Annotated in this window: 19 protein-coding genes; 11 read left to right on the forward strand and 8 right to left on the reverse strand. The window is 64.1% G+C overall.

The genetic code is table 11. From position 1 onward, the window contains the following. Nucleotides 1-97: 97 nt before the first annotated feature. Complete coding sequence (gene ccmB / locus EKN06_RS10415) at nucleotides 98-748, reverse strand: heme exporter protein CcmB (RefSeq protein ID WP_127612850.1); 651 nt, start codon at nucleotides 746-748, stop codon at nucleotides 98-100. 25 nt (nucleotides 749-773) lie between these two features. Continuing rightward, complete coding sequence (gene ccmA / locus EKN06_RS10420; protein ID WP_127612851.1) at nucleotides 774-1,370, reverse strand: heme ABC exporter ATP-binding protein CcmA; 597 nt, start codon at nucleotides 1,368-1,370, stop codon at nucleotides 774-776. A gap of 46 nt (nucleotides 1,371-1,416) precedes the next feature. On the opposite strand from ccmA, the gene EKN06_RS10425 reads away from it, so the two are divergent. Beyond that, entirely contained in the window at nucleotides 1,417-1,716 is a 300-nt protein-coding gene (locus EKN06_RS10425; protein WP_127612852.1) for a 4a-hydroxytetrahydrobiopterin dehydratase, read from the forward strand. Between the two features lie 82 nt (nucleotides 1,717-1,798). Further along, complete coding sequence (locus EKN06_RS10430) at nucleotides 1,799-2,215, forward strand: cupredoxin domain-containing protein (RefSeq protein ID WP_164844042.1); 417 nt, start codon at nucleotides 1,799-1,801, stop codon at nucleotides 2,213-2,215. A gap of 37 nt (nucleotides 2,216-2,252) precedes the next feature. On the opposite strand, the gene EKN06_RS10435 is transcribed toward EKN06_RS10430, so the two are convergent. After that, nucleotides 2,253-2,870, reverse strand: a complete 618-nt coding sequence (locus EKN06_RS10435) for a DNA-3-methyladenine glycosylase family protein (protein WP_127613027.1) — start codon at nucleotides 2,868-2,870, stop codon at nucleotides 2,253-2,255. Nucleotides 2,871-3,015: 145 nt separating this feature from the next. On the opposite strand from EKN06_RS10435, the gene EKN06_RS10440 reads away from it, so the two are divergent. After that, a complete protein-coding gene (locus tag EKN06_RS10440) occupies nucleotides 3,016-3,333 on the forward strand; it encodes a 2Fe-2S iron-sulfur cluster-binding protein (protein WP_127612854.1) in 318 nt (105 codons plus the stop codon). 176 nt (nucleotides 3,334-3,509) lie between these two features. On the opposite strand, the gene map is transcribed toward EKN06_RS10440, so the two are convergent. Next, nucleotides 3,510-4,337: a type I methionyl aminopeptidase gene (gene map, locus EKN06_RS10445; RefSeq protein ID WP_127612855.1), complete on the reverse strand. Its 828-nt coding sequence runs from the start codon at nucleotides 4,335-4,337 to the stop codon at nucleotides 3,510-3,512. Between the two features lie 89 nt (nucleotides 4,338-4,426). Next, nucleotides 4,427-5,284: a PdaC/SigV domain-containing protein gene (locus EKN06_RS10450; protein WP_127612856.1), complete on the reverse strand. Its 858-nt coding sequence runs from the start codon at nucleotides 5,282-5,284 to the stop codon at nucleotides 4,427-4,429. A 32-nt stretch (nucleotides 5,285-5,316) separates the two neighbouring features. Here EKN06_RS10450 and EKN06_RS10455 point away from each other — a divergent pair, with 32 nt between their 5' ends. Beyond that, the gene (locus EKN06_RS10455; RefSeq protein WP_127612857.1) at nucleotides 5,317-6,702 is read left to right on the forward strand and encodes a leucyl aminopeptidase family protein; all 1,386 of its coding nucleotides are present in this window, start codon (nucleotides 5,317-5,319) and stop codon (nucleotides 6,700-6,702) included. Nucleotides 6,703-6,728: 26 nt separating this feature from the next. Here the strand turns inward: EKN06_RS10455 and EKN06_RS10460 are convergent, their stop codons facing one another. Next, nucleotides 6,729-7,193, reverse strand: coding sequence for an MEKHLA domain-containing protein (locus EKN06_RS10460; protein WP_127612858.1), 465 nt, complete (start codon nucleotides 7,191-7,193; stop codon nucleotides 6,729-6,731). Nucleotides 7,194-7,310: 117 nt separating this feature from the next. Between EKN06_RS10460 and EKN06_RS10465 the strand changes: the two genes are divergently transcribed. From EKN06_RS10465 to EKN06_RS10495, 7 genes are all read left to right on the forward strand, one after another. After that, complete coding sequence (locus EKN06_RS10465) at nucleotides 7,311-7,682, forward strand: SH3 domain-containing protein (protein WP_127612859.1); 372 nt, start codon at nucleotides 7,311-7,313, stop codon at nucleotides 7,680-7,682. Then, entirely contained in the window at nucleotides 7,682-8,629 is a 948-nt protein-coding gene (gene argC, locus EKN06_RS10470; protein ID WP_127612860.1) for an N-acetyl-gamma-glutamyl-phosphate reductase, read from the forward strand. The genes EKN06_RS10465 and argC overlap by 1 nt, the downstream gene beginning before the upstream one ends. A gap of 246 nt (nucleotides 8,630-8,875) precedes the next feature. Beyond that, entirely contained in the window at nucleotides 8,876-9,214 is a 339-nt protein-coding gene (locus EKN06_RS10475; protein ID WP_127612861.1) for a P-II family nitrogen regulator, read from the forward strand. A gap of 85 nt (nucleotides 9,215-9,299) precedes the next feature. Then, a complete protein-coding gene (gene glnA / locus EKN06_RS10480) occupies nucleotides 9,300-10,709 on the forward strand; it encodes a type I glutamate--ammonia ligase (protein WP_127612862.1) in 1,410 nt (469 codons plus the stop codon). Nucleotides 10,710-10,822: 113 nt separating this feature from the next. Then, nucleotides 10,823-11,941 carry a patatin-like phospholipase family protein gene (locus tag EKN06_RS10485; protein WP_127612863.1) on the forward strand — a complete coding sequence of 373 codons (1,119 nt, stop codon included), beginning with the start codon at nucleotides 10,823-10,825 and terminating at the stop codon, nucleotides 11,939-11,941. 150 nt (nucleotides 11,942-12,091) lie between these two features. Further along, on the forward strand, nucleotides 12,092-13,084 hold the full coding sequence (locus tag EKN06_RS10490; RefSeq protein ID WP_127612864.1) for a hypothetical protein: 993 nt from the start codon (nucleotides 12,092-12,094) through the stop codon (nucleotides 13,082-13,084). Nucleotides 13,085-13,095: 11 nt separating this feature from the next. Beyond that, nucleotides 13,096-13,650, forward strand: a complete 555-nt coding sequence (locus tag EKN06_RS10495) for a fasciclin domain-containing protein (RefSeq protein ID WP_127612865.1) — start codon at nucleotides 13,096-13,098, stop codon at nucleotides 13,648-13,650. 59 nt (nucleotides 13,651-13,709) lie between these two features. Here the strand turns inward: EKN06_RS10495 and EKN06_RS10500 are convergent, their stop codons facing one another. Together EKN06_RS10500 and EKN06_RS10505 are read right to left on the reverse strand one after the other, a co-directional pair. Further along, on the reverse strand, nucleotides 13,710-17,912 hold the full coding sequence (locus EKN06_RS10500) for a translocation/assembly module TamB domain-containing protein (RefSeq protein ID WP_127612866.1): 4,203 nt from the start codon (nucleotides 17,910-17,912) through the stop codon (nucleotides 13,710-13,712). Further along, on the reverse strand, nucleotides 17,912-20,080 hold the full coding sequence (locus tag EKN06_RS10505; protein ID WP_127612867.1) for an autotransporter assembly complex protein TamA: 2,169 nt from the start codon (nucleotides 20,078-20,080) through the stop codon (nucleotides 17,912-17,914). The genes EKN06_RS10500 and EKN06_RS10505 overlap by 1 nt, the downstream gene beginning before the upstream one ends. Between the last annotated feature and the right edge of the window lie 10 nt (nucleotides 20,081-20,090).

Here is a 20,090-nt window from a genome sequence, read left to right on the forward strand (position 1 = left end):
CAGGGCAATGAAGAAAAAGCTTCGCCCGGCAGCAGCCGAACTTGCCGCAGGGGCCCAAACCTTCCGCGACCGCAAGGCGACGATCATTCGCGCCCGCTCATTCACGAGCGGCCCGCAACGCCGCACCCGCAGCAAAGGGCGACATCGCGACGAGCACGAGGCTGACCGCCGCCGTCAGCGCAATCCCGCCCTCGCCCACTGCCGAAAGGCTGCCCGCCCCGAAAATCAGCAGCGGAACGGCCAGCGGCATGATCAACAATCCGGCCAACGCCGCCCCGCCGCGCAGACCCGCAGTGACCGCCGCGACCGCCACGCCCAGCGCCGCGAGCCCCGGCGTTCCCGCCAGCAGGCCCAATTCCAGCGTCATCATCTGTTCGCCCGAAAGGCCCAGCAGCACGCCCGAAATCGGCGTCGCCAGCATCAGCGGCAGGGCAAACGTCAACCAGTGCGCGACCATGCGAACCGCGCAGGTCCATTCCTCCGCCAGCCCGCGCAATGCCCATTGGTCAAAGAAACCAGCCTCCAGATCAGGCTCTATCAATCGGTCGAGCGGAAGGATCGCGGCCAGCAGCGCGGCGACCCACACGACCCCGCCGCCGGTGCGCGCCAGCAGTTTCGCATCGGGCCCCACGGCAAAGGGGTAGAGCATTGCGACGGCAAGGAAGAACAGCACCGGCAACAACGCGCCGCCCCGCCGACCGCCGCCCAGCAAAAGCGCGATATCGCGTTTGAGGATCGGCCAAATCATGCCCGCGCCCTCACGCCCGCCCCCCTCATGCCGCAAACTCCGCGATTTCGAGCCGCCGCAGCCCGGTCACGCCCACCGGTTGGTGCGAAGCGAGAACGCAAAGCCCGCCGCCCGCGCAATGTTGCGCCACCAGCCGTTCGACCATCGCGACCGATGCGGTGTCCAGCCCGTTCAGCGGTTCGTCCAGCAACCAGATCGGCGCACCCTGCAGGATCGTTCGCGCCAATGCCGCCCGCTTGCGCTGACCCGTCGACAGGTATCGCACCGGCACGTCCATCAGATCGCCCAACCCGACCGTGTCGGCCACTTCGTCCAGACGCGCAGGCGCGATGCCATCGACCCGGCCCCAGAACGCCAGCGCTCCGCCCAGCGGCAGATGCGTGTCGAGCGCAGGACGTTCGTCGAGCAGCGCAAGCGCGCCGTCCCGTTCCACTTTTCCCGCATAGGGTCGCAGCAATCCGCAAAGGATGCGCATCAGGCTCGATTTCCCAATCCCGTTGGCACCGGCCAGATGCAGCGCATCGCCCGGTCCCAGCGCCAGCGAAAGCCGCGCGAACAACAGCCGGTCGCCACGCCGACAGGCGACGTTTTGGGCTCGCAGGGATGGCTCGCTCGCATTCATTCGAATGCTGCCCTATGGGATCGCGCGGAAACTGCCAAGCAGGAGGATGGGACCAGTGATCGAACGACTGACGGGTGATGCATTACACGGCGCAATCGCGGAATTGACGGGATGGGAATTGCGCGGCGACGGGCTGGCCATCGAACGCAAATACGCGTTCGCCGATTTCATCGAGGCTTTCGGCTTCATGACGCGCGTCGCGATTATGGCCGAAAAGGCCGATCACCACCCCGAATGGTTCAACGTCTATAACCGGGTGGAAATCACGCTGACGACCCACGACGCGGGCGGCGTGTCACAACGCGACATCGCGATGGCAAAGGCGATTGCGGCGCTGGTGGCCTGACGCTTCGGGCATTGTTTCTGCCGCTCAGGATCAAAAGGGCGTTTCAATCGTTTAGGAGGTCAGCAAAGGAAGGAGAATGGTCATGCGCCACCTCTTTATAGTCTCGCTGGTATTGCTTTCGGCGTGCGCATCTTCCCGACCGATAGAAGTTCACACGACTGCGGACAGCGCCGTCTTGGCCAACGCCGAATCGGTGGAAATCCGGCTTGCGAACTTCAGCTTCAAACCGTCCGATATCCACTTGAAAGCAGGCCGCGCCTATCGGCTTGTCCTGTTCAACGAAACTTCAGGCGGGCACAGTTTCGCCGCGCCGGATTTTTTCGAGTCGGCGCAAATCGCCCCGGCCGATGCGGATAAGGTGTCGGACGGCACGATCGACATTGCGGGCAATGCGACCGAAACGGTCGTACTGATCCCCACAACGGGCACATACGATCTGGTCTGCGGCCACTTCGGCCATGCCGCGCTGGGCATGACCGGCGAACTTGTCGTCGACTGACGCTTGCCGGAAGAAATGCGGACTTGAGTGTCGCGCGCTAGAGCGCAGCGTTCTGATAGTAGTGCCAGATGAACACCGCCGCGGCGCCACGGTGGGGGTGCCAGGGTTCGGCCAGTGTGCGGGTTTCCTTTTCGCTTGGCCGTTCGGGCAGGCCCAGCAGCTTGCCCGCGCCGATCTGCACCGCAAGATCGCCGGCGGGCCAGATGTCCTCGCGTCCTTCGGCGAACAGCAGGTATATTTCCGCCGACCAGCGCCCAATGCCCTTGATCCGGGTCAGCTGTTCGATCGCCTGTTCGTCATCGTGGGGCAACGAAGTGAAATCAACCTCGCCCGCCGTCACCAATTCGCAGAGCGAGCGAGCATAGCCCTGTTTCTGACGCGACAGGCCGCAGGCGCGCAGCGCGTCGAATTCGGCGGCCAGCAATTCTTCGGGCGGGATCGTTTCGCCCAACAGCCCTTCAAGCTTGCGCCATACCGAATCGGCCGCCGCGACCGACACCTGCTGCCCCACGATTGTACGCAGCATCGTGCGATATCCACGGTCGCGAATCCGTGCGGCGGGATAGCCGACTTGGTCCAGCGCGCGGGCCATGGCCGGCTCTATCGCCGCGATGGCGTCCAGCCCGGTTTCAAGTTGCGCGCGTGTAAGGCCCAAGATCATGCTCCCGTAACAGCCGCTTGCGGCAATGCCGTGCAGCAAGGTCTTGCCAATTCGAGTTTCAGCCAGTAGCAGCCCCGACCATGACGTGAAACGGGCTTGCGCGGAAGCGGGGTCCAAATGACCGGGAATTGCGCTTCGTATGCCGAAACTGATCGTTGTGAACCGCGAAGGCGAAGAATCGACCGTCGATGCGGCCGAAGGACTTTCCGTAATGGAAGCGATCCGCGACAACGGTTTCGACGAACTGCTCGCCCTTTGCGGCGGCTGCTGTTCGTGCGCAACTTGCCACATCTATGTCGACCCCTCCTTCAAGGACAAGCTTCCTGAAGTGAGCGAGGACGAGGACGATCTGCTCGACAGTTCGGACCACCGCAATGAAAATTCGCGCCTGTCCTGCCAGATCCCGCTGACCGACGATCTGGACGGGTTGAAGGTGACTATCGCGCCCGAAGACTGAGGCGCGATCGACGATTTACGGGGCAGCTTCGCGCTGTCCCTGAAAAGTTTGGAGAGGAGGGAAGCCCCGGTGCCGCGCAGCGCCGGGGCTCTCTTTTTCAGGAATCCTGAAATGCAACCGAACTTCGGCCCCGGCGTGTTGGCCGCAGGGTATCGCGTTAGGCGAAGCGCAGCCCGTCAGGCGTAGGGAGGCTTGTCCAGACCGGTGGGGCTTTGCGTGAAAATCTCGCAGCCGTCTTCGGTAATCCCGATCGAATGTTCGAACTGCGCCGAAAGCGATCGGTCGCGCGTCACCGCCGTCCAGCCATCGTCGAGCAGTTTCACCGAAGCCTTGCCCAGGTTGATCATCGGCTCAATCGTAAAGAACATGCCGGGTTTCAATTCGGGACCGGTACCGGGACGGCCTGCGTGGATCACTTCGGGCGCGTCGTGGAACAGGCGGCCAAGGCCATGGCCGCAAAAATCGCGCACCACGCCGTAACGCTGGCTTTCAGCATGCTTCTGGATCGCCGCGCCGATGTCGCCCAGCCGGTTGCCCGGCTTGGCCAGCTCTATGCCGATCATCAGGCATTCGTGCGTCACGTCGACCAGCCGCTTCGCTTTCAGCGAGGCTTCGCCGACGATGTACATCCTGCTCGAATCGCCGTGCCAGCCGTCCAGCAGCGGGGTCACGTCGATATTAAGGATGTCGCCTTCCTTGAGCGCTTTCGACCCCGGGATGCCGTGGCAAACGACATGGTTGATCGAGATGCAGCACGAATGCGCGTAGCCGCGATAACCCATCGTCGCGGGCACTGCCCCGCCCCGCACCGTCAGGCGGCGCACTTCGTCGTCGATTTCTCCGGTCGTCACGCCGGGACGGATCAAGGGCACCATCGCATCGAGAATCTCGGCGGCAAGGCGCCCGGCCTTGCGCATCCCTTCGAAGGCCGAAGGTCCGTGCAGCTTTATCGTGCCGTCGCGCGGCAGCATGTCGTGTTCGTCGACTACCATGTATTCGGTCATGGAAAGTCATGTAGCGTCGCATGGTGGGAATTGCGAGGGGGTGCTGCGCGCGAGATTTGAGGCCACTCGGGATTCGGGCCACTTGCTTTTCAGGGTACCTGAAATGCCCGCCGGTATTCGGGCCGCACCGCATCCAGCAGCGCGGGCGTAACCGGCACGGTGATGTCGTAGGGTCCTTCGGCATAAGGCCCCGCGTTGTAAGCCGGGACGAGAAAGCCGATCCGGTCGAATGCCCTGCCGCTGGCCGAACCCACGATGACCGTGCTGTTCGCCACAGGCGCGATGCAGTCGTTGAACGGATCGCCGCTGCGCACGACCTTCGTCCCACGCCGGCGTTCGCGCATCTTGTCCAATTCGCGGCAGAACGCGGCCTGCGTCACCTCGTCGATGGCGCCGGGCGATCGAAACATGTCGACCGGTTTCACCCACTTGCCGCCTTCGCGGTCCCAGACCAGCGCATCGAACACCGTACCCCCATGCGCGCGCCCGGTGTAGGAATAGACCGACGCCGATAACGACAGCCAGCGCGGCAGATCGGCAACGACCTTCCATTCCTTTTCATATCCCCGGCTTCGGCATGGCACGCAATCGGGCGGCGAATCGCCCTGCGCCTGGTCCCATTCGCCGCGCCATTTCGCGTATGCCGCCTTGCGTTCGGCATCGAGGCGGGCGGCAAGGGCGGGAATAACGCTGACCGCGGCGGGCCAGGAATAAGTGAATTCAAATCGCCCGTTGTCACCGCCGGCCGTCTCGTTCTGGACGAACGGCTCGGCCCTGGCGGCATTTTCCGGCGCTCCGGTCGAGGCAGCATTGACAGGTGCAGCGACCGGATCGGAGCCGGAGCCATCGGTCGTCGCGTCGGTGGGCGGCGCGCTGGCCGTATTGCAAGCGGACAGGAACAGCGCGCACGCGACAAGCGTTACGAACTTGATAGAATTAACTCGCAAAAACGATCTCCGAAAGGCTAACGACTTCCAGCATGAACGACAAAGAAGCGCTGATCCAGCCTGATCGCGGGCAGGACGCCATCACCATCCACCTCGTCGACGGCGACGGTTTCGAGGCTTGGGCAAAAACTCTGTCCGCCCCGCAGCGCGCCGCGCTGGCCGGACAGAAATTCACCGGCAAGGGTTACCAGACCGCCATCGTGCCCAACGGCGACGGCTGGTTCGCGGCCTGCGGCGTGGCCGATACGGCAAAACTCTCCAGCTGGTGCATGGCCAAGCTTGCCGGCGCGCTTCCGGCGGGGACCTATCGCCTTGCGGGCGGACAGCCCGGCCCGGCCCTGTTCGGCTGGCATACCGCGCAATACAGGTTCGACCGGTACAAGGAAGATGGTGACAGCGAAGGGCCGCGCATCCTGTTGACGCAGGACGTGGCCGCGATTGCCGCCATCGTGGCGGAGGCGGAGGCGACGAACCTCGTCCGCACGCTGATCAACACCCCGGCAGAGGACATGGGCCCCGAACAGCTGGAGGCGGAAGCCGCGCACCTTGCCAAGGCGCACGGCGCGAAGCTGACGGTGACGCGCGGCGACGCGCTCGAAAAAGGTTTCCCGATGGTCCACGCCGTGGGCCGTGCCGCCGCGCGCAGCCATGCGCCGCGCATGATCGAGCTGGAATGGGGCGCGGCCGATGCGCCGCGCGTCGCCATCGTTGGCAAGGGCGTTTGTTTCGATTCGGGCGGGCTTGATATCAAGCCGACCAGCGGCATGGCGCTGATGAAAAAGGACATGGGCGGCGCGGCCCACGCACTGGCGCTCGCCTCGCTCATCATGGGTCAGGGCCTGAAGGTGCGGCTGCACCTGCTGGTTCCGGCGGTGGAAAACGCGGTGTCGGGCAACGCTTTCCGCCCCGGCGACGTGCTCGCCAGCCGCAAGGGGCTGACTGTCGAAGTCACCAACACCGACGCGGAAGGCCGCCTCGTGCTCGGCGACGCGCTGACCAAGGCGTGCGAGGACGGCGCGGAATTGGTCATGGACTTTGCCACGCTGACCGGCGCGGCGCGCGTGGCGCTAGGCCCCGACTTGCCCGCGCTGTTTGCCCGCAAGGATGAAACTGCCGACGCCTTGCTGGCGGCGGGTGACAGCGTCGACGACCCCAGCTGGCGCCTGCCGCTGCACGACGGGTATCGCGACATGCTGAACAGCGACATTGCCGATCTGGTCAATTCCGCCAGCAGCGGTTTTGCGGGCGCAACGACCGCCGCGCTGTTCCTCGACCGGTTCGTCGCCGACGATGTCGACTGGGTCCATTTCGACACTTTCGGCTGGCGTCCGGTGGACAAGCCGGGGCGGCCCAAGGGCGGCGCGGCACTGGGCCTGCGCGCGGCGTGGCACATGCTGCGCAAGCGCTACGCCGGCTGATCCCGCGCACCTGTCGCCGGGTCAGGTCAAAGGTCGGTCCATTCGGCAAAGGTCGCGGCTTGACCGTGCCGGTGGCCCGCCGCGTCGATCAGGTTCCACACCGTCGCGCGGCCGATGCGGAATCGCTGTCCTGTCGCGGCGATGCGCACGCCAGAATAATCGTCGATGAACCCGTTTGCGCCCACTCGGGCCAGCAACCTGTCGCGCTCCCCCCTTTCCGGCGCCTCTGCCGACAGCCGTGACGGCATGGCCATCAGCGCCCGTCCCGTCAGCGCAAAGCGGTCGAGCGCGGCGCGATTGGCATAGAAAAACACCGGGTCGTCCTCTATCCCGTGGGCAAGCACGACGGCTGGCAAATGCCAAAGCGCATCGGCCACATCGCCATCGCACCGCGCAACCAGCGCCTTGCCCGTCAGCGCGGCGTGACTTTGCGCGATCAGCGCGATGCGTTCGGGCCTTGCGTGGCGTTCGATCAGATCGCGATCCGGCATGCCTTGTCCCCAGCCTGCGGGCCCGCCGACAGTGGGCGACCATCTGCCGCCTTGCCTCGCGCTCGCTCGCGGTTTAAGCGCGCGACTTCCTTCGACACAAGATCGCAAACGACACCCTTGACCAATTCGTCCCCCGCCAACCTCGAGTTTGCCAGTTTCTCGCTCTCCGGCCCGTCGCGTCACGTTCGCGACGGTAACTTGCCGGTGCGTGGCGATCTTGCGCACATTCGCCTGGCGGGTGAAGTGTTCGTGCCGCACTACGCCGTGCCGATGCCGCATCGGGTCATCGCCGATGCTGTGTTGGTCGCCGCGTCGCGCGACGACGCCGCGGCGATTGCCGATGTGCCAGCCGGAACCTCATTCGACGTGCTGGACATGGCAGGGGCATGGGCCTGGGGCGTCGTGGGCGAAAACGGCCCGGTCGGTTACCTGCCGATTGCGGGGTTGGAGTCCGGGGGGCTGGAATCCGGGAAATTGGAGCAGGCCTGATGGCGAAAAGCGTATTCATCGACGGCGCGGCGGGCACGACCGGCATCGAAATCGCCGAACGGCTGGCGGCGCGGTCCGAATTTTCGATCATCACCCTCCCCGACGACCGGCGCAAGGACGATGAAGCCCGCGCCGAAGCGTTGAACGATGCCGACTTCGCGGTGCTGTGCCTGCCCGACGATGCGGCCATCGCGGCGGTCGGCATGATCCGCAACGACCGTACGCGCGTCGTCGATGCGTCGACAGCGCATCGCGTGGCCGACGGTTGGACCTACGGTTTCCCCGAATTGGTCGGCGTTGGGGCGGTGCGCGATGCCCGCTTCGTTTCGAACCCGGGTTGCTATCCCACTGGTTTCCTCGCCCTGATCGCTCCGCTGGTGCGCGCAGGGCTGATCGCGGCCGACTGGCCCTATGGCTGTCACGCCGTGTCGGGCTATTCCGGCGGCGGCAAGGCGATGATCGCAACCTATGAAAGCGGCGCGCCCGCTCCTGCTTTCCGCGCCTATGGCCTGCACGGCGGGCACAAACACTTGCCCGAAATGCAGGTGCACGCAGGGCTTGTCCGCCCGCCGCTGTTTTCGCCCGCGGTCGTGCCGACCTTTCGCGGCATGATCGTCGAAGTCGCGCTGCCCGCGTCCGCATTCATCGGACACGATCCCGACACGCTGCGCAACGCGCTGTCGGCATTCTATGCGCGTAGCCCCATCGTAAACGTCAGGGCGCCGGACCCGGCCATGGGCGAGCTATTGCTGCCCGCCACGGTCGAACCCTGGGACGGGATCGACCTCTACGTCTTTGGCGGCAAGCGTGCGGAACAGGCGCGCCTGATCGCCGTGCTCGACAATCTGGGCAAGGGGGCCAGCGGCGCCGCACTGCAGAATCTTAATGTCATGGCGGGCCTTCCGGGCGAAACGGGGCTGCGGCTGGACCGGGAAATAACTGCCTAATTTTTGGGCATAGCCTGAAAAACAGGCAAAAGTTGCCCGCGGTCTGGTCAACGCTGCCGATACGTTTCGCAATCGCGGCAAATCGCGCAGCAAAAACCTTCGCAAACGCCCTCTTCCCCCTTTCGCGGGGTGTTCCCATCGCCTAGGTTGCACTGCACGCAAGTGTGGCACGATTCTTGTTTGAACGGATGGGCGCGACGGCGTCGCCGGGACGGTTTGTAACGCGGGGGCTCAAGAAGTACGGACGTGAAAAAGATCGAAGCGATCATCAAGCCGTTCAAGCTCGACGAAGTGAAGGAAGCCCTTCACGAAGTCGGCGTCACCGGGATCACCGTGACAGAGGCGAAAGGCTTCGGCCGCCAGAAGGGCCATACCGAACTTTACCGCGGCGCCGAATATGTCGTCGATTTCCTGCCCAAGGTTAAGCTGGAGGTGGTTGTTAACGACGACCTCGCCGAACGGGTGATCGAAGCAATTGCCGGCGCGGCGCAGACCGGGCGGATCGGCGACGGCAAGATTTTCGTGTCGCCCATCGAAACCGCCATCCGCATCCGCACGGGCGAACGCGACGCCGACGCGGTCTGATTTTCCACGCAAGGGGCCGTGACGGCCCCATCATCATAGCCATCCCCCGGCAAGCGCCGGGCAAGTTCAGTCGAAAGGGATGAAAATGGCCTCTGCAAAGGACATCCTCAAAAGGATCAAGGACGAAGAGATCGAGTGGGTCGATCTCCGCTTTACGGACCCCAAGGGCAAGTGGCAGCACCTCCAGATGCTCGCCGGCCCGCTTGACGAAGATCAGCTCGAACAGGGCCTGATGTTCGACGGCTCCTCGATCGAAGGCTGGAAGGCCATCAACGAGTCGGACATGATCCTCAAGCCCGACCTTGACGCCGCCTATATCGATCCGTTCTCGGCCACGCCGATGATGGTGCTGTTCTGCGACATCGTCGAACCGTCGACCGGCGAACTTTATGCCCGCGACCCGCGTTCGACCGCAAAGCGCGCCGAAGAATTCCTGAAGTCCACCGGCCTTGGCGACACGATCTATGTCGGCCCGGAACCGGAATTCTTCATGTTCGACGACGTGAAATTCTACGACGGCTACGACGGTTCGGGCTTCCGCATCGACGACATCGAACTGCCGGGCAACACCAACAAGGACTACGAAGGCGGTAACCTCGGTCACCGTCCGCGTGCCAAGGGCGGCTACTTCCCCGTGCCGCCGGTCGACAGCTGCATGGACATCCGCGCCGAAATGGTTTCGACCATGGTGGAAATGGGCTTGCCCATGGATAAGCACCACCACGAAGTGGCCGCCGCGCAGCATGAACTCGGCATCACTTTCGGCAAGCTGACCGAAACCGCCGACCGCGTGCAGATCTACAAGTACGTCGTGCAGATGGTCGCGCAGGCCTATGGCAAGACCGCGACCTTCATGCCCAAGCCGATCCGCATGGACAACGGTTCGGGCATGCACACACACATGTCGATCTGGAAGGATGGCAAGCCGACTTTCGCCGGTAACGGTTACGCCGGCCTGTCGGAAACCTGCCTTTACTACATCGGCGGTGTCATCAAGCACGCCAAGGCGCTCAACGCCTTCACCAACCCGACGACGAACAGCTACAAGCGTCTCGTCCCGGGCTTCGAAGCACCGGTGCTGCTGGCCTATTCGGCCCGCAACCGTTCGGCGTCGTGCCGCATTCCGTACGGTTCCGGCGACAAGGCGAAGCGCGTCGAGTTCCGCTTCCCCGATCCGCTCGCGAACCCCTATCTGTCGTTCGCCGCGCTGCTGATGGCCGGCATCGACGGGATCAAGAACAAGATCCACCCGGGCGAAGCCATGGATAAGAACCTCTACGACCTGCCACCGGCAGAGCTCGCCGAAGTTCCGACCGTCTGCGGTTCGCTCCGCGAGGCTCTCGATTCGCTGGTTGCCGACCACGACTTCCTGCTCGAAGGCGGCGTGTTCACCAAGGACCAGATCGACGCTTACATCGAGATCAAGTGGCAGGACGTGTACAACGTCGAACAGACGCCGAGCCCGGTCGAATACGACCTGTATTACTCGGGCTGATCTACGCGATCATCTGAATTGGGAAAGGGCGTCCGGGCAACCGGGCGCCCTTTCTCGTTAAGCGCCCGACAGCGCTTGTTGCATCGCAGCACGATCAGGCCATATTGACGCGCATGGCGAAACCGAAATCCAGGACCGCAACGACGGTCCTCGTGCTTCAGGGCGGCGGGGCACTCGGCTCCTATCAGGCCGGGGTTTACGAAGCCTTGGCCGAATGCGGCGAGATACCGTGCTGGGTCGCGGGGATTTCCATCGGCGCGATTAATGCCGCGATCATCGCGGGCAACCCGCCCGAACGCCGCATCGAACGGCTGCGCGCGTTCTGGGACCTTGCATCGTCGCGCGTGACGATCCCGTCGCTTACCCGCGATGGAGAAGTGCGGCGCTGGTTCAACGAAATGTCGGCGGGCATCGTCGCGATGACCGGCATTCCCGGCTTTTTCGAACCGCGCCTTATCCCGCCCGGCATGCTGTGGCCCGACATTCCGCAGGCGATCAGTTTCTACGACACCGCACCTCTGCGCCAGACGCTGCTCGATCTGGTCGATTTCGACCTGCTCAACGCGAAAAAGGGCGTGCGGTTCAGCGTCGGCGCGGTCAACGTGCTGACCGGCAATTTCGTCTATTTCGACAATCGCGAACGCGAAATCATTCCCGAACACATTATGGCGAGCGGCGCGCTACCGCCCGGATTTCCGCCGGTGTTCATCGAAGGAGAGCCCTATTGGGATGGCGGGCTCGTTTCCAACACGCCGCTGCAATACGTGCTCGACACCAGTCCCAACGGCGGGCTCACCATCTTTCAGGTCGATCTGTTCAGCGCGCGCGGGCGGATGCCGCTGACGCTGCCCGATGCGTTGCAGCGCGAAAAGGACATTCGCTATTCCAGCCGGACCCGGCTCAACACCGATCTCAACAAACAGATGGAACGCTTGCGCGACGCAGCGCGGCGGCTGGTCGAAAAGCTGCCTGACGAATTGCGCGATGACGCCGATGCGCGGATGCTGGCCGAACTGCCGACACACGGCGGGGTTTCGATCATGCATCTCATCAATCGCAGCGAAATGAACGAAAGCCATTCGAAGGATTACGAATTTTCACGCTATACGATCGACGAACATTGGGCGACCGGCCACAAGGACGCGCACCGCTCGCTTCACGATGATCGCTGGAAAGGGCGCGATGTCCACGCCAGCGGCATCGCGACTTTCGATCTGACCAGCGACCTTTGACCCACAGTTTTTCGACCTCCTCTGAAGCTCGATTTTAGCCACGCTCCGGCCATCCCGGTGCGCTCTCGCTCTGTCGTGCGCCCATCCCAGAACGCACGCACTTCGGAACGCCGCGCCCCCCACGACGTTGTGGGGGAAAGGAGAATTCACATGCGCAACTTTCTGATGGGTGTTGCGGCCATCGCTCTGGCCGCTGGCGGGGCCCACGCCCAACCCGGAAACGGTAACGGCAAAAACGACGATAACGGCGGCGGCAAGGCCAAGTCCGAAGCGAGCGGCCATGCCGGCAAGGCTGCCAACGGCGGCAGTGGCCACGGCAACGACAAGTCGCCCGCGATGAAGGGCAACGGCGCGGATCGCGTTGTCCAGTCGAACGGCAACGACAATAAGGTCAAACCTGTCAATCATGGCAATGGCGGGTCGAAAGCCGACCGTGATGGTTACGAGCGTTCCGATTACGCCGAAAAGGGCAAGAAAAACGACAACGGCAACGGCAATAAGGCCATGCGCATGGATCGCGACGACGACGGCCTGTTTTCCTATGGCCGCCGCGATTCAATGGCACGCGAATATGGCCTCGTCGACGGGTGTCCCCCGGGTCTGGCCAAGAAGAACAACGGCTGTACACCTCCGGGCCTCGCCAAGCGTGAGGACTATCGGTACGACCGCGCGAATTACTGGGGCCTGCCGGGTCTGAGCGACGGGCGTTATCGTTATTACGACAACAATCTCGTCCGTCTTTCCGACACCGGTTCGATTCTCGGCTACTATCCGCTGCTCGGCGGTGCGCTTTCAGCCGGCAACGTCTGGCCGAACTGGTTCGATTACCAGCCGGTTCCAAGCTATTACGAGAGCTACTATGGCCTCGGTTCGTCAAATAGCTATCGTTACGCCGACAACGCGCTTTACCGCGTCGATCCGGAAACCAGCGCGATCACCGCAATTGCCGCCTTGCTGACCGGCGACAACATAAAGGTCGGGCAGCCGATGCCGTCGGGCTATAGCGTTTACAACGTGCCCTATGGTTATCGTGATCGTTACGCTGACGGTCCGAACTCGATGTATCGTTACAGCGACGGCTACGTCTATGAGATCGATCCGACGACTATGCTCGTCAGCTCAGTCATCGAAGCGATTATCTAAGGGGACATGAGATGAACCGGAAAAATCGACTTCGCAGTGGCGTGATGATCGCCGCGACCTTGGCGCTTGCCTTGCCCTTGGCTGCTTGTTCGCAAAGCGAACAGGCGGCGACGGGCGAAACCGTCAGCAACGATACGCTGGCAGGCGAACTTGGCTCGGTCGACACCCTGTCGACGGTGAGCAGTGCGATGAAGGACAGCGGTCTTGCGCAGGTCTTCGACGGCACAGCCAGCTACACGCTGCTTGCGCCAACCGACGCTGCGTTCGGGGCCTTGGCCGACAAGGATCTCGACAAGCCCGAGAACCGCGCGCTTGTCGCTGAAATCCTGCGCGATCACGTATTGCCCGGCGCCATCAGCGCAAAGGACATCGCCAAGGCCATCGAAACCAGCGGCGGTCCGGTCGAGATGACGACGATGGGCGACACTACCGTCACCTTCAGCATGGACGGCGACAAGCTGACCGTCACCGGCGCAGATGGCACCAGTGCTCATGTTGCGGGCGAAGAAGTGCTGGCCAGTAACGGCGCTGCGCTGCCCATCGATGCGGTCTTGCGCAAACCCTGACGCGCATTTCGGCAAATTACCGACTACGAACGCCGGCCCCAGTGGCCGGCGTTTTCGTATCAGTAATCCTTGCTGATTTCGGCTTCGATTGCATTGTTGCCGAGCGAGGACACTGTCGCCAGCAGCGACAGCCACGCGGTCACGCGATATTCCAGTTCGGTCGCGCTATAGCCCTGACCGTCAGTGACCAATTCGACATAGAAATCGCGGCCAAGGTATTCGCCCACCGCAACGCTCGTCCCCCGGCCCAGCGCCTTGTCCGCGCCAACGACGCGCAGCCGGTCCAGCCCGATGGCGCCGCGCAGCTTGTTGATCGGGTCCAGCCCGCCCCCACCGCCGCGCATCGACGCCAGCGCCGCCCCAAGCTGCAGCGCTTCGGGCGCAGAAATGTTGGAGATTGAATCCCCGAACAGGAGCCGCGACAGCACTTCTTCTTCGGGCAGGGCCGGGATCGAACTGAACGTGATCTGCGGTGCGAGCGCGGTGCCCGCGATGGAGATCTTGGCGTTGATGTCGTTGATGTCCGCTTCTGCCACGATGTCGAGCCGCGGGGCGGGCGGACTTTCGCCTGAAAAACGGATGCGGCCGCGGACCAGTTCGAAACGCTTGCCGGCAAATTCATAGCCGCCACGAACGAGGTTCGCCTCGCCGATGATGCGCGGCGCGTCGACATTGCCGCGAAGCTGCACGTCGGCGCCCCATTCGCTGTCGAGACCCATTCCCTTAACCACGAACCGATTGTTTGCGGTAATGTCGATCAGATACCGCCACGGCGCGGTTCTTGCCACGCGCGTGGCGCGGTCGGGCGGCGTGTTGATCTGACGCTTGGCGATGTTGGGCAGGGTCGCCAGCGCCTCCGCGTTGCCAAGTGCCCAGCGCCCGCTCACCACATCGAGCCGCCCGGCGATGATGCCGGCACTGTCCTTGGCAACGATCCGCAGCGGCCCCGTAACGGTCGCGGCCATGTCGTCGCGATCCAACAGCCGCGCGTTTCGGGCGGCGGCGCGCAAATCCATCGTCAGCCCGCTGGTCAGGATGTTGGACAAATCGATCGAGCCGCTGCCCGATACCGTGCCGCCGTTCGCGGCCGTTCCGGCGAACCGCGACAACCGCAGGACCGAACCGTCAAAACTACCCCGCGCCGAAAGGCCGGTGATATCGGTGCCCGTCAGGGTCGATTGCAACCGCAAGTCGCTGGCGCGCAGCGTGCCGCGCACGACCGGGTTGTCCAGCGTCCCGCGCACGTCGCCGGCAACCGCGATCGGGCCGGTGAGGTCGAAGATTTCGATCGCGGCAAGCCGCCACAGTGCATCGGCGGGACCGGAATAGCGCATCTGCCCATACAGATCGCCCGCCCGCAGCCGATCGACAAGTAAACCGCTGGCGGGAAGGTTCGAGATGCGCGCCTGAAGCCTGCCGTTGCGCTTGCCGTCGTCGGTAAAGACCGCCCGGGCCTGCGCATTGCCCGGCGCGAGTTCGGCGACGAGCGCGATGTCGACGGGCCGCGACGTGAGCACGAGGCCAGACCGCGTCAAGTCGTCGAATTTCAGCTTGGCCGTGCCGGTCGCCAACTGGTTCGGCGCATCGGCATATTCGACGACGCCCGAAACCGAACCGCCCAATCCAAGGTCGGGCACGAACAGGTCCGCGATTTCAAGCGGCATTTTCGCGACCTTTACCGTCAGCCGCGTGGCATCGCCCAATCGCCCTTCGGCCTGTATCGCGCCCCCTGCGAAATTGACCTGGCTGGTCTGGAGCACCCAGTCGCCGCCCTCCTTGGTCAACACCGCGCGCCGCGGCATGGATATAGCCTCACCGGCATAGCGCCCCCTGACGCCCAGCGTGACGCGTTCGGGCGCGATGTCGCCGACAAGCCGCAAGTTGAAGCGTGCCGTGCGACGTCCCGACACTTGCGCCCGGAAACTGCCAACGCCGTCGCGCATTTGCCCTTCGGCGGCGAGCCGGCCAAGGAACAGGTTGCCGCGCTGCACGCCTTGCGCATTGATCGCGGCCTTGATCGTGCCGCCTTTGCCCAGCGTGCCGTCGGCCACGATATGGGCGATGCGCACGGTGATCGGCGTCGGCCCTTCGAAACGGGCATTGCGCAGGATGACGTCGGCCGCGACGCCCTGTCCTGCGGGTGTGGGCGTCAGGGCAATCGTGCCCTCTGCCCCGCCGCCGGTCAGCGCCAGATTGCCTGCCGCGCCGCCATCGCGCAATTCGATGCTGCCGGCGACGGAGGTGTTCGAGATCGTCAGCCGCTGGATATCGACCCGCGTCGGCCCGCCTGCGGGCATGACGACGAAGAATTCGCCATCGAACGGTCCCAGCGTGCTACCGCCGTTGGCGACGATGCCAAAACCGTCGCCACTGGGATTCAGGGCGACGCGCACATCCTTCAGCCCGGCGGCGGGATAAGGATTGGCAAAGACCAGCACCGCGTGCGGACCGGTCCCGTCGATGGTGCCATCCACCGTGAACGCGCCATAAGTCGCCTGATCGCCGCGCCCGGTCAGTTTCACCGTACCGTCCAGCGCGCGACTGCCCGCAAGCGTCATGCGCAAATCACGCGAAGTCAGCCGAGCGCTGCGCACCAGCAGGGGAGCATTACCGGCAGTGGAAATATTCGCGGTGATCGCAATGGCCGGACCCGCAAGGTTGGCGAGCGTGGCGTTGGTGACTTTCGTCAATTTGCCGTCGACGCGCGCATCGATGCTCCAACCCTGCGGCCCGCCGATGACCGCGCTGATATCGGCCCGCGCGTTGGCCAAGCCCAGCCCTTCGAGCGGAAGTCCCTGCACCGCGACCGGCCCGTTCAACGCATAGCGACCCGCCGAAACGTCGCCGTCCAGCGTCATGCGCGCCTCTGTTCCTGGCGCAACGAGTACGAGATTTTCGGAACGCACCCGCCCCGCGCCGTAAACGACGGTGCCGGTCAGCGCGGCGCCCTTCAGGCGGGTGTCCACCAGTTCGATGCCGGTATCGATGGTGTCGGCTGTCATTTCGACTGGTAGGACCAGCTTGGCCCCATCCCATGTCGCCGTGCCGCGCGCGTCGATCCCGGCAAGCTGCGTCGTGCCGATGGCAATCCGCGAACCGGTGACGTCGTAACCGATTTCAAGATCGCCGAACGGTCCGTCGAGTTCGAGTTCGGCGAACAGCCCCTCTGTCCTGATGCCCAACAGGTCGGGATCGGTGACCCGCGCCTTCACCGACATGGCGTCGAACGCATTGTCAGCGAGATCGAGCACACCGTCGGCGGCCAGCCACGCCCCGCGCCCGACAAGGATCGCCTTGCCGTCGAACACGCTGCTGTCGAACGTGGTCGATAGCTTGACCGATAGCGTGTCGCCGACCGCGCTGGCCGGGATGCCGGTCAGCAGGTCGCCTGGGAAAAGCTGCCCCAGTGCGCCGTAAATCTCGTCCTTCTTGGTCAGCAGCAGAAGCGCGAAAGGATCGCCGCCCTTCACGATGCTGAAATTGCCCTTCCAGTCGTTCCAGCTTCCCTCGCCCGAGACCAGCGCGGCAATATCGTCCTTGGCCCCGACCATCTCGGCCAGCAAGCCGCCCGCCGGGGCGTTGTAACGGGCGGTTACGTCGAACCGGTTCTTCGGCTCCGAAGCGTCGAGCCGGACGAACAGCTGATCCGCCCCGCCCAGTTCGCTGATGATGTTGAGCTTGGCCCGGCCATCGGCAATGTCGGCGCTGGCTTTCAGGTTCACGTAGCGCCCGACGCCCGCCACCGCTTTGTCGACATACAGCCGGTCGAGCTCGAAACGGTCGATGCGGATCGGAAAATCGGGCAGGATCGGCGCATCGGGATCGCCCGGCTTCAGCTTCGGCAACCGCGTCAGCGTGCCGCGATGGGCGACCACCTTGCGCACGTCGAGCCCGCGGCTGAACCATTTCAGCGGTCGCCAATCCAGCTCGACTTCGGGAAACGACAGGAACTTGCCTTTGGCATCGTAGAATTCGACATCGTGCAAGGTCGCGCGCGACATGATCGAGCCGTCGATCCGGCCGATCTTGACCCTGAGCCCCGAAGCCGGGGCATAGGAAGCGATATTGTCGACGATTAAGCGATGGCCGATCGGGCTGTCGATCATCAAAGCGCCCGCGCCGATAAGCAGGATCAGGCCAACAAAACCAGCCAATATGCGCCGACGCCAGTACTGGCCCCAGTCGCGTTTGGGGCGAGCCTGCACCGCTTCGGGCGCGGCGTCGATCGCCGTGTCGGCACCCATCGGTTCGTCGCCGGCCATCAGAACGCCTGGCCCAGCGCGACATAGACCGCGATGCGGCCATCACCAGGCCGCCGGTTGAGTGGGGTGGCCAGATCGATGCGCAGCGGGCCGAAGCTGGTGTGATAGCGGACGCCGACCCCTGCGCCGAATTGCAAGTCGCGCAGTCGCGGCGTCGTCGTCGTATCGACCGCGCCCGCATCGATGAACGGCACGACCGAAAGCGCGCCGTCGAACATCCCGGTGCGCACCCGCGCCTCCAACGAGAGTTCGGACAGCGCACGTCCGCCGGTCGGTTCACCAAGGTCGTCCTTTGGCCCGATCTGCTGATAGCCATAGCCGCGCACCGAACCGCCGCCACCGGCATAGAACCGGCGCGATGGCGCGATACTGCCAAGCGCCGCGCCCTGAATCATGCCCAGCTTGGCGCGACCGGCCAGCACGATGCTGTCGCTGAACGGCTGGTAATAGCGGCCTTCAAGGAAGGTGCGCGCATAAGTCGATGTCACGCCTTCGTTTGCCGAAACCTCGGGCGAAGCCCAGGCCTCCAGCCGCCAGCCCTTGGTCGGGTCGAGCAGGCTGTCGCTCTGGTCCAGCAGCACCGATCCCGGCAGCGCGGCCACGAAATAGGTCTCGCGCGGGCCGGTCTCTCCGCCTAGCGTGCCTTCGCGTTCCTGCGTCGCGACCAGCTCCACGCCGATCGAGTAGGACACTTCCTTCTGGTAGATCAGTGTCGACAGACGCTCGAACTTGGCGATCGCGGAAATCGTCCGCGCTTCATAAGCATCGCGGTCGATGGTGTTGGCGAACACGTCCAACGACAGCACCTTGTCGCGCCCGCGCCAGTTGTTGCGCCGCACCGTCGCCCCAAGCAGCTGTTCTTGCGTGCCCGCGATGGCCCGCACGCGCAGCAAGCCTTCGGGCGGGAAGAAGTTGCGATGTTCCCAGCTCACCTCGGTGCGGATGCCATCGGTCGAGGCATAGCCGACGGAGCCCGCGATGGTGCGCAGCGGCGCCTTCGTCAGGTCGACGTCGATGTCGACGATGCCCGGTTCGCCGTTGGCGGGCGCCTTCACTTCGCGCGGTTGGATCGCCAGGGTCGAGATGAGCCCCGTGGCGAGGATCGCGCGGCGCAGGTCTTCAACGTCGCTTTCCTTGTAGACCTCTCCCGCATCGAAGCGGGCGATTTCGCCAAGGTGTTTGCCCGAAAGGAATTTCGGCATCGAACTGATGACCGATCCGAACACGTATTTCCCGCCCGGTTCGACCGGTAGGTTCAGGTCGGCCTGATCGCGGGCGTGGTCGACCAGCAGGTCTGCCGCGCCGACTTCGGCAAAGGCATAGCCATTTTCGCCGAGCGCCACGTCGAGATCGATGCGTTCGAAGACGATCGCGTCCTCATAAACCGGATCGCCGGATTGAATGCCGAACGCGGCGCGCAACACGTCGTAATCCGCGCCGACTTGCGCCAGCTTGCCAAGATCGATCGCGCCGAACGTGAATTGCGGGCCGGGATCGATGGTAAAGGTAAAGCGGGCATCGCTGGCCATGACCGCGCCCGCTTCGCCTGAACCTTCGCCCGGCGGCGGGGTGCTCACCCGCTGCGTCACTTCGCCGTCGTAGAAGCCATAGGCGGACAGCAGGGTTTCGAGCAGTTCCTGATCGGCCTGCGCCCGGTTGGTCAGCTGGGCGAGGTTGTCGTCCTTGTCCGCTAGCTGCACGATGTCGGACAAGTCGCGGAAGCGCTGTTCGAATTCGTCCTTCTTTTCGAACTTCGCGAATTCCGATGGGTATCGCAGCGTGATCTGCTTCGCCAGTTCGTCGCTGACCTGCCCGTTGGCGTTCGCCCCGCGATTGTCGCGGGCCATTTCGGGCAGTGCGATATCCTGTGCGGGGCGCGGCGCGCCAGCCGACAGCGCCTCGGTCAGCGCAGGGTCTTCCTCCAACGGCTCGATCGCGATCACCAGATCGTCTTCGGGCCAGTCGATGGTGAACAACGGATCGTCGGTCATCGGCGTGTCCGGGTCCGGGCCGATATCCTCAGGCGCTTGCGCGGCGAGAGTGTCGAGCGCCCAGCTTTCCGGATCGGCAATCGCCGAATCGGGGATCAGGTCCTCCAGCTCGGCGTCCGCATTCAAGGACTGCGCATGCGCGACATGCGGAGCAAGCCCCGACACGGCGAGCGCCATGACGCCGCCA

It is taken from the genome of Croceicoccus ponticola, from assembly GCF_004004515.1.
In the GTDB taxonomy this organism is placed as follows: domain Bacteria; phylum Pseudomonadota; class Alphaproteobacteria; order Sphingomonadales; family Sphingomonadaceae; genus Croceicoccus; species Croceicoccus ponticola.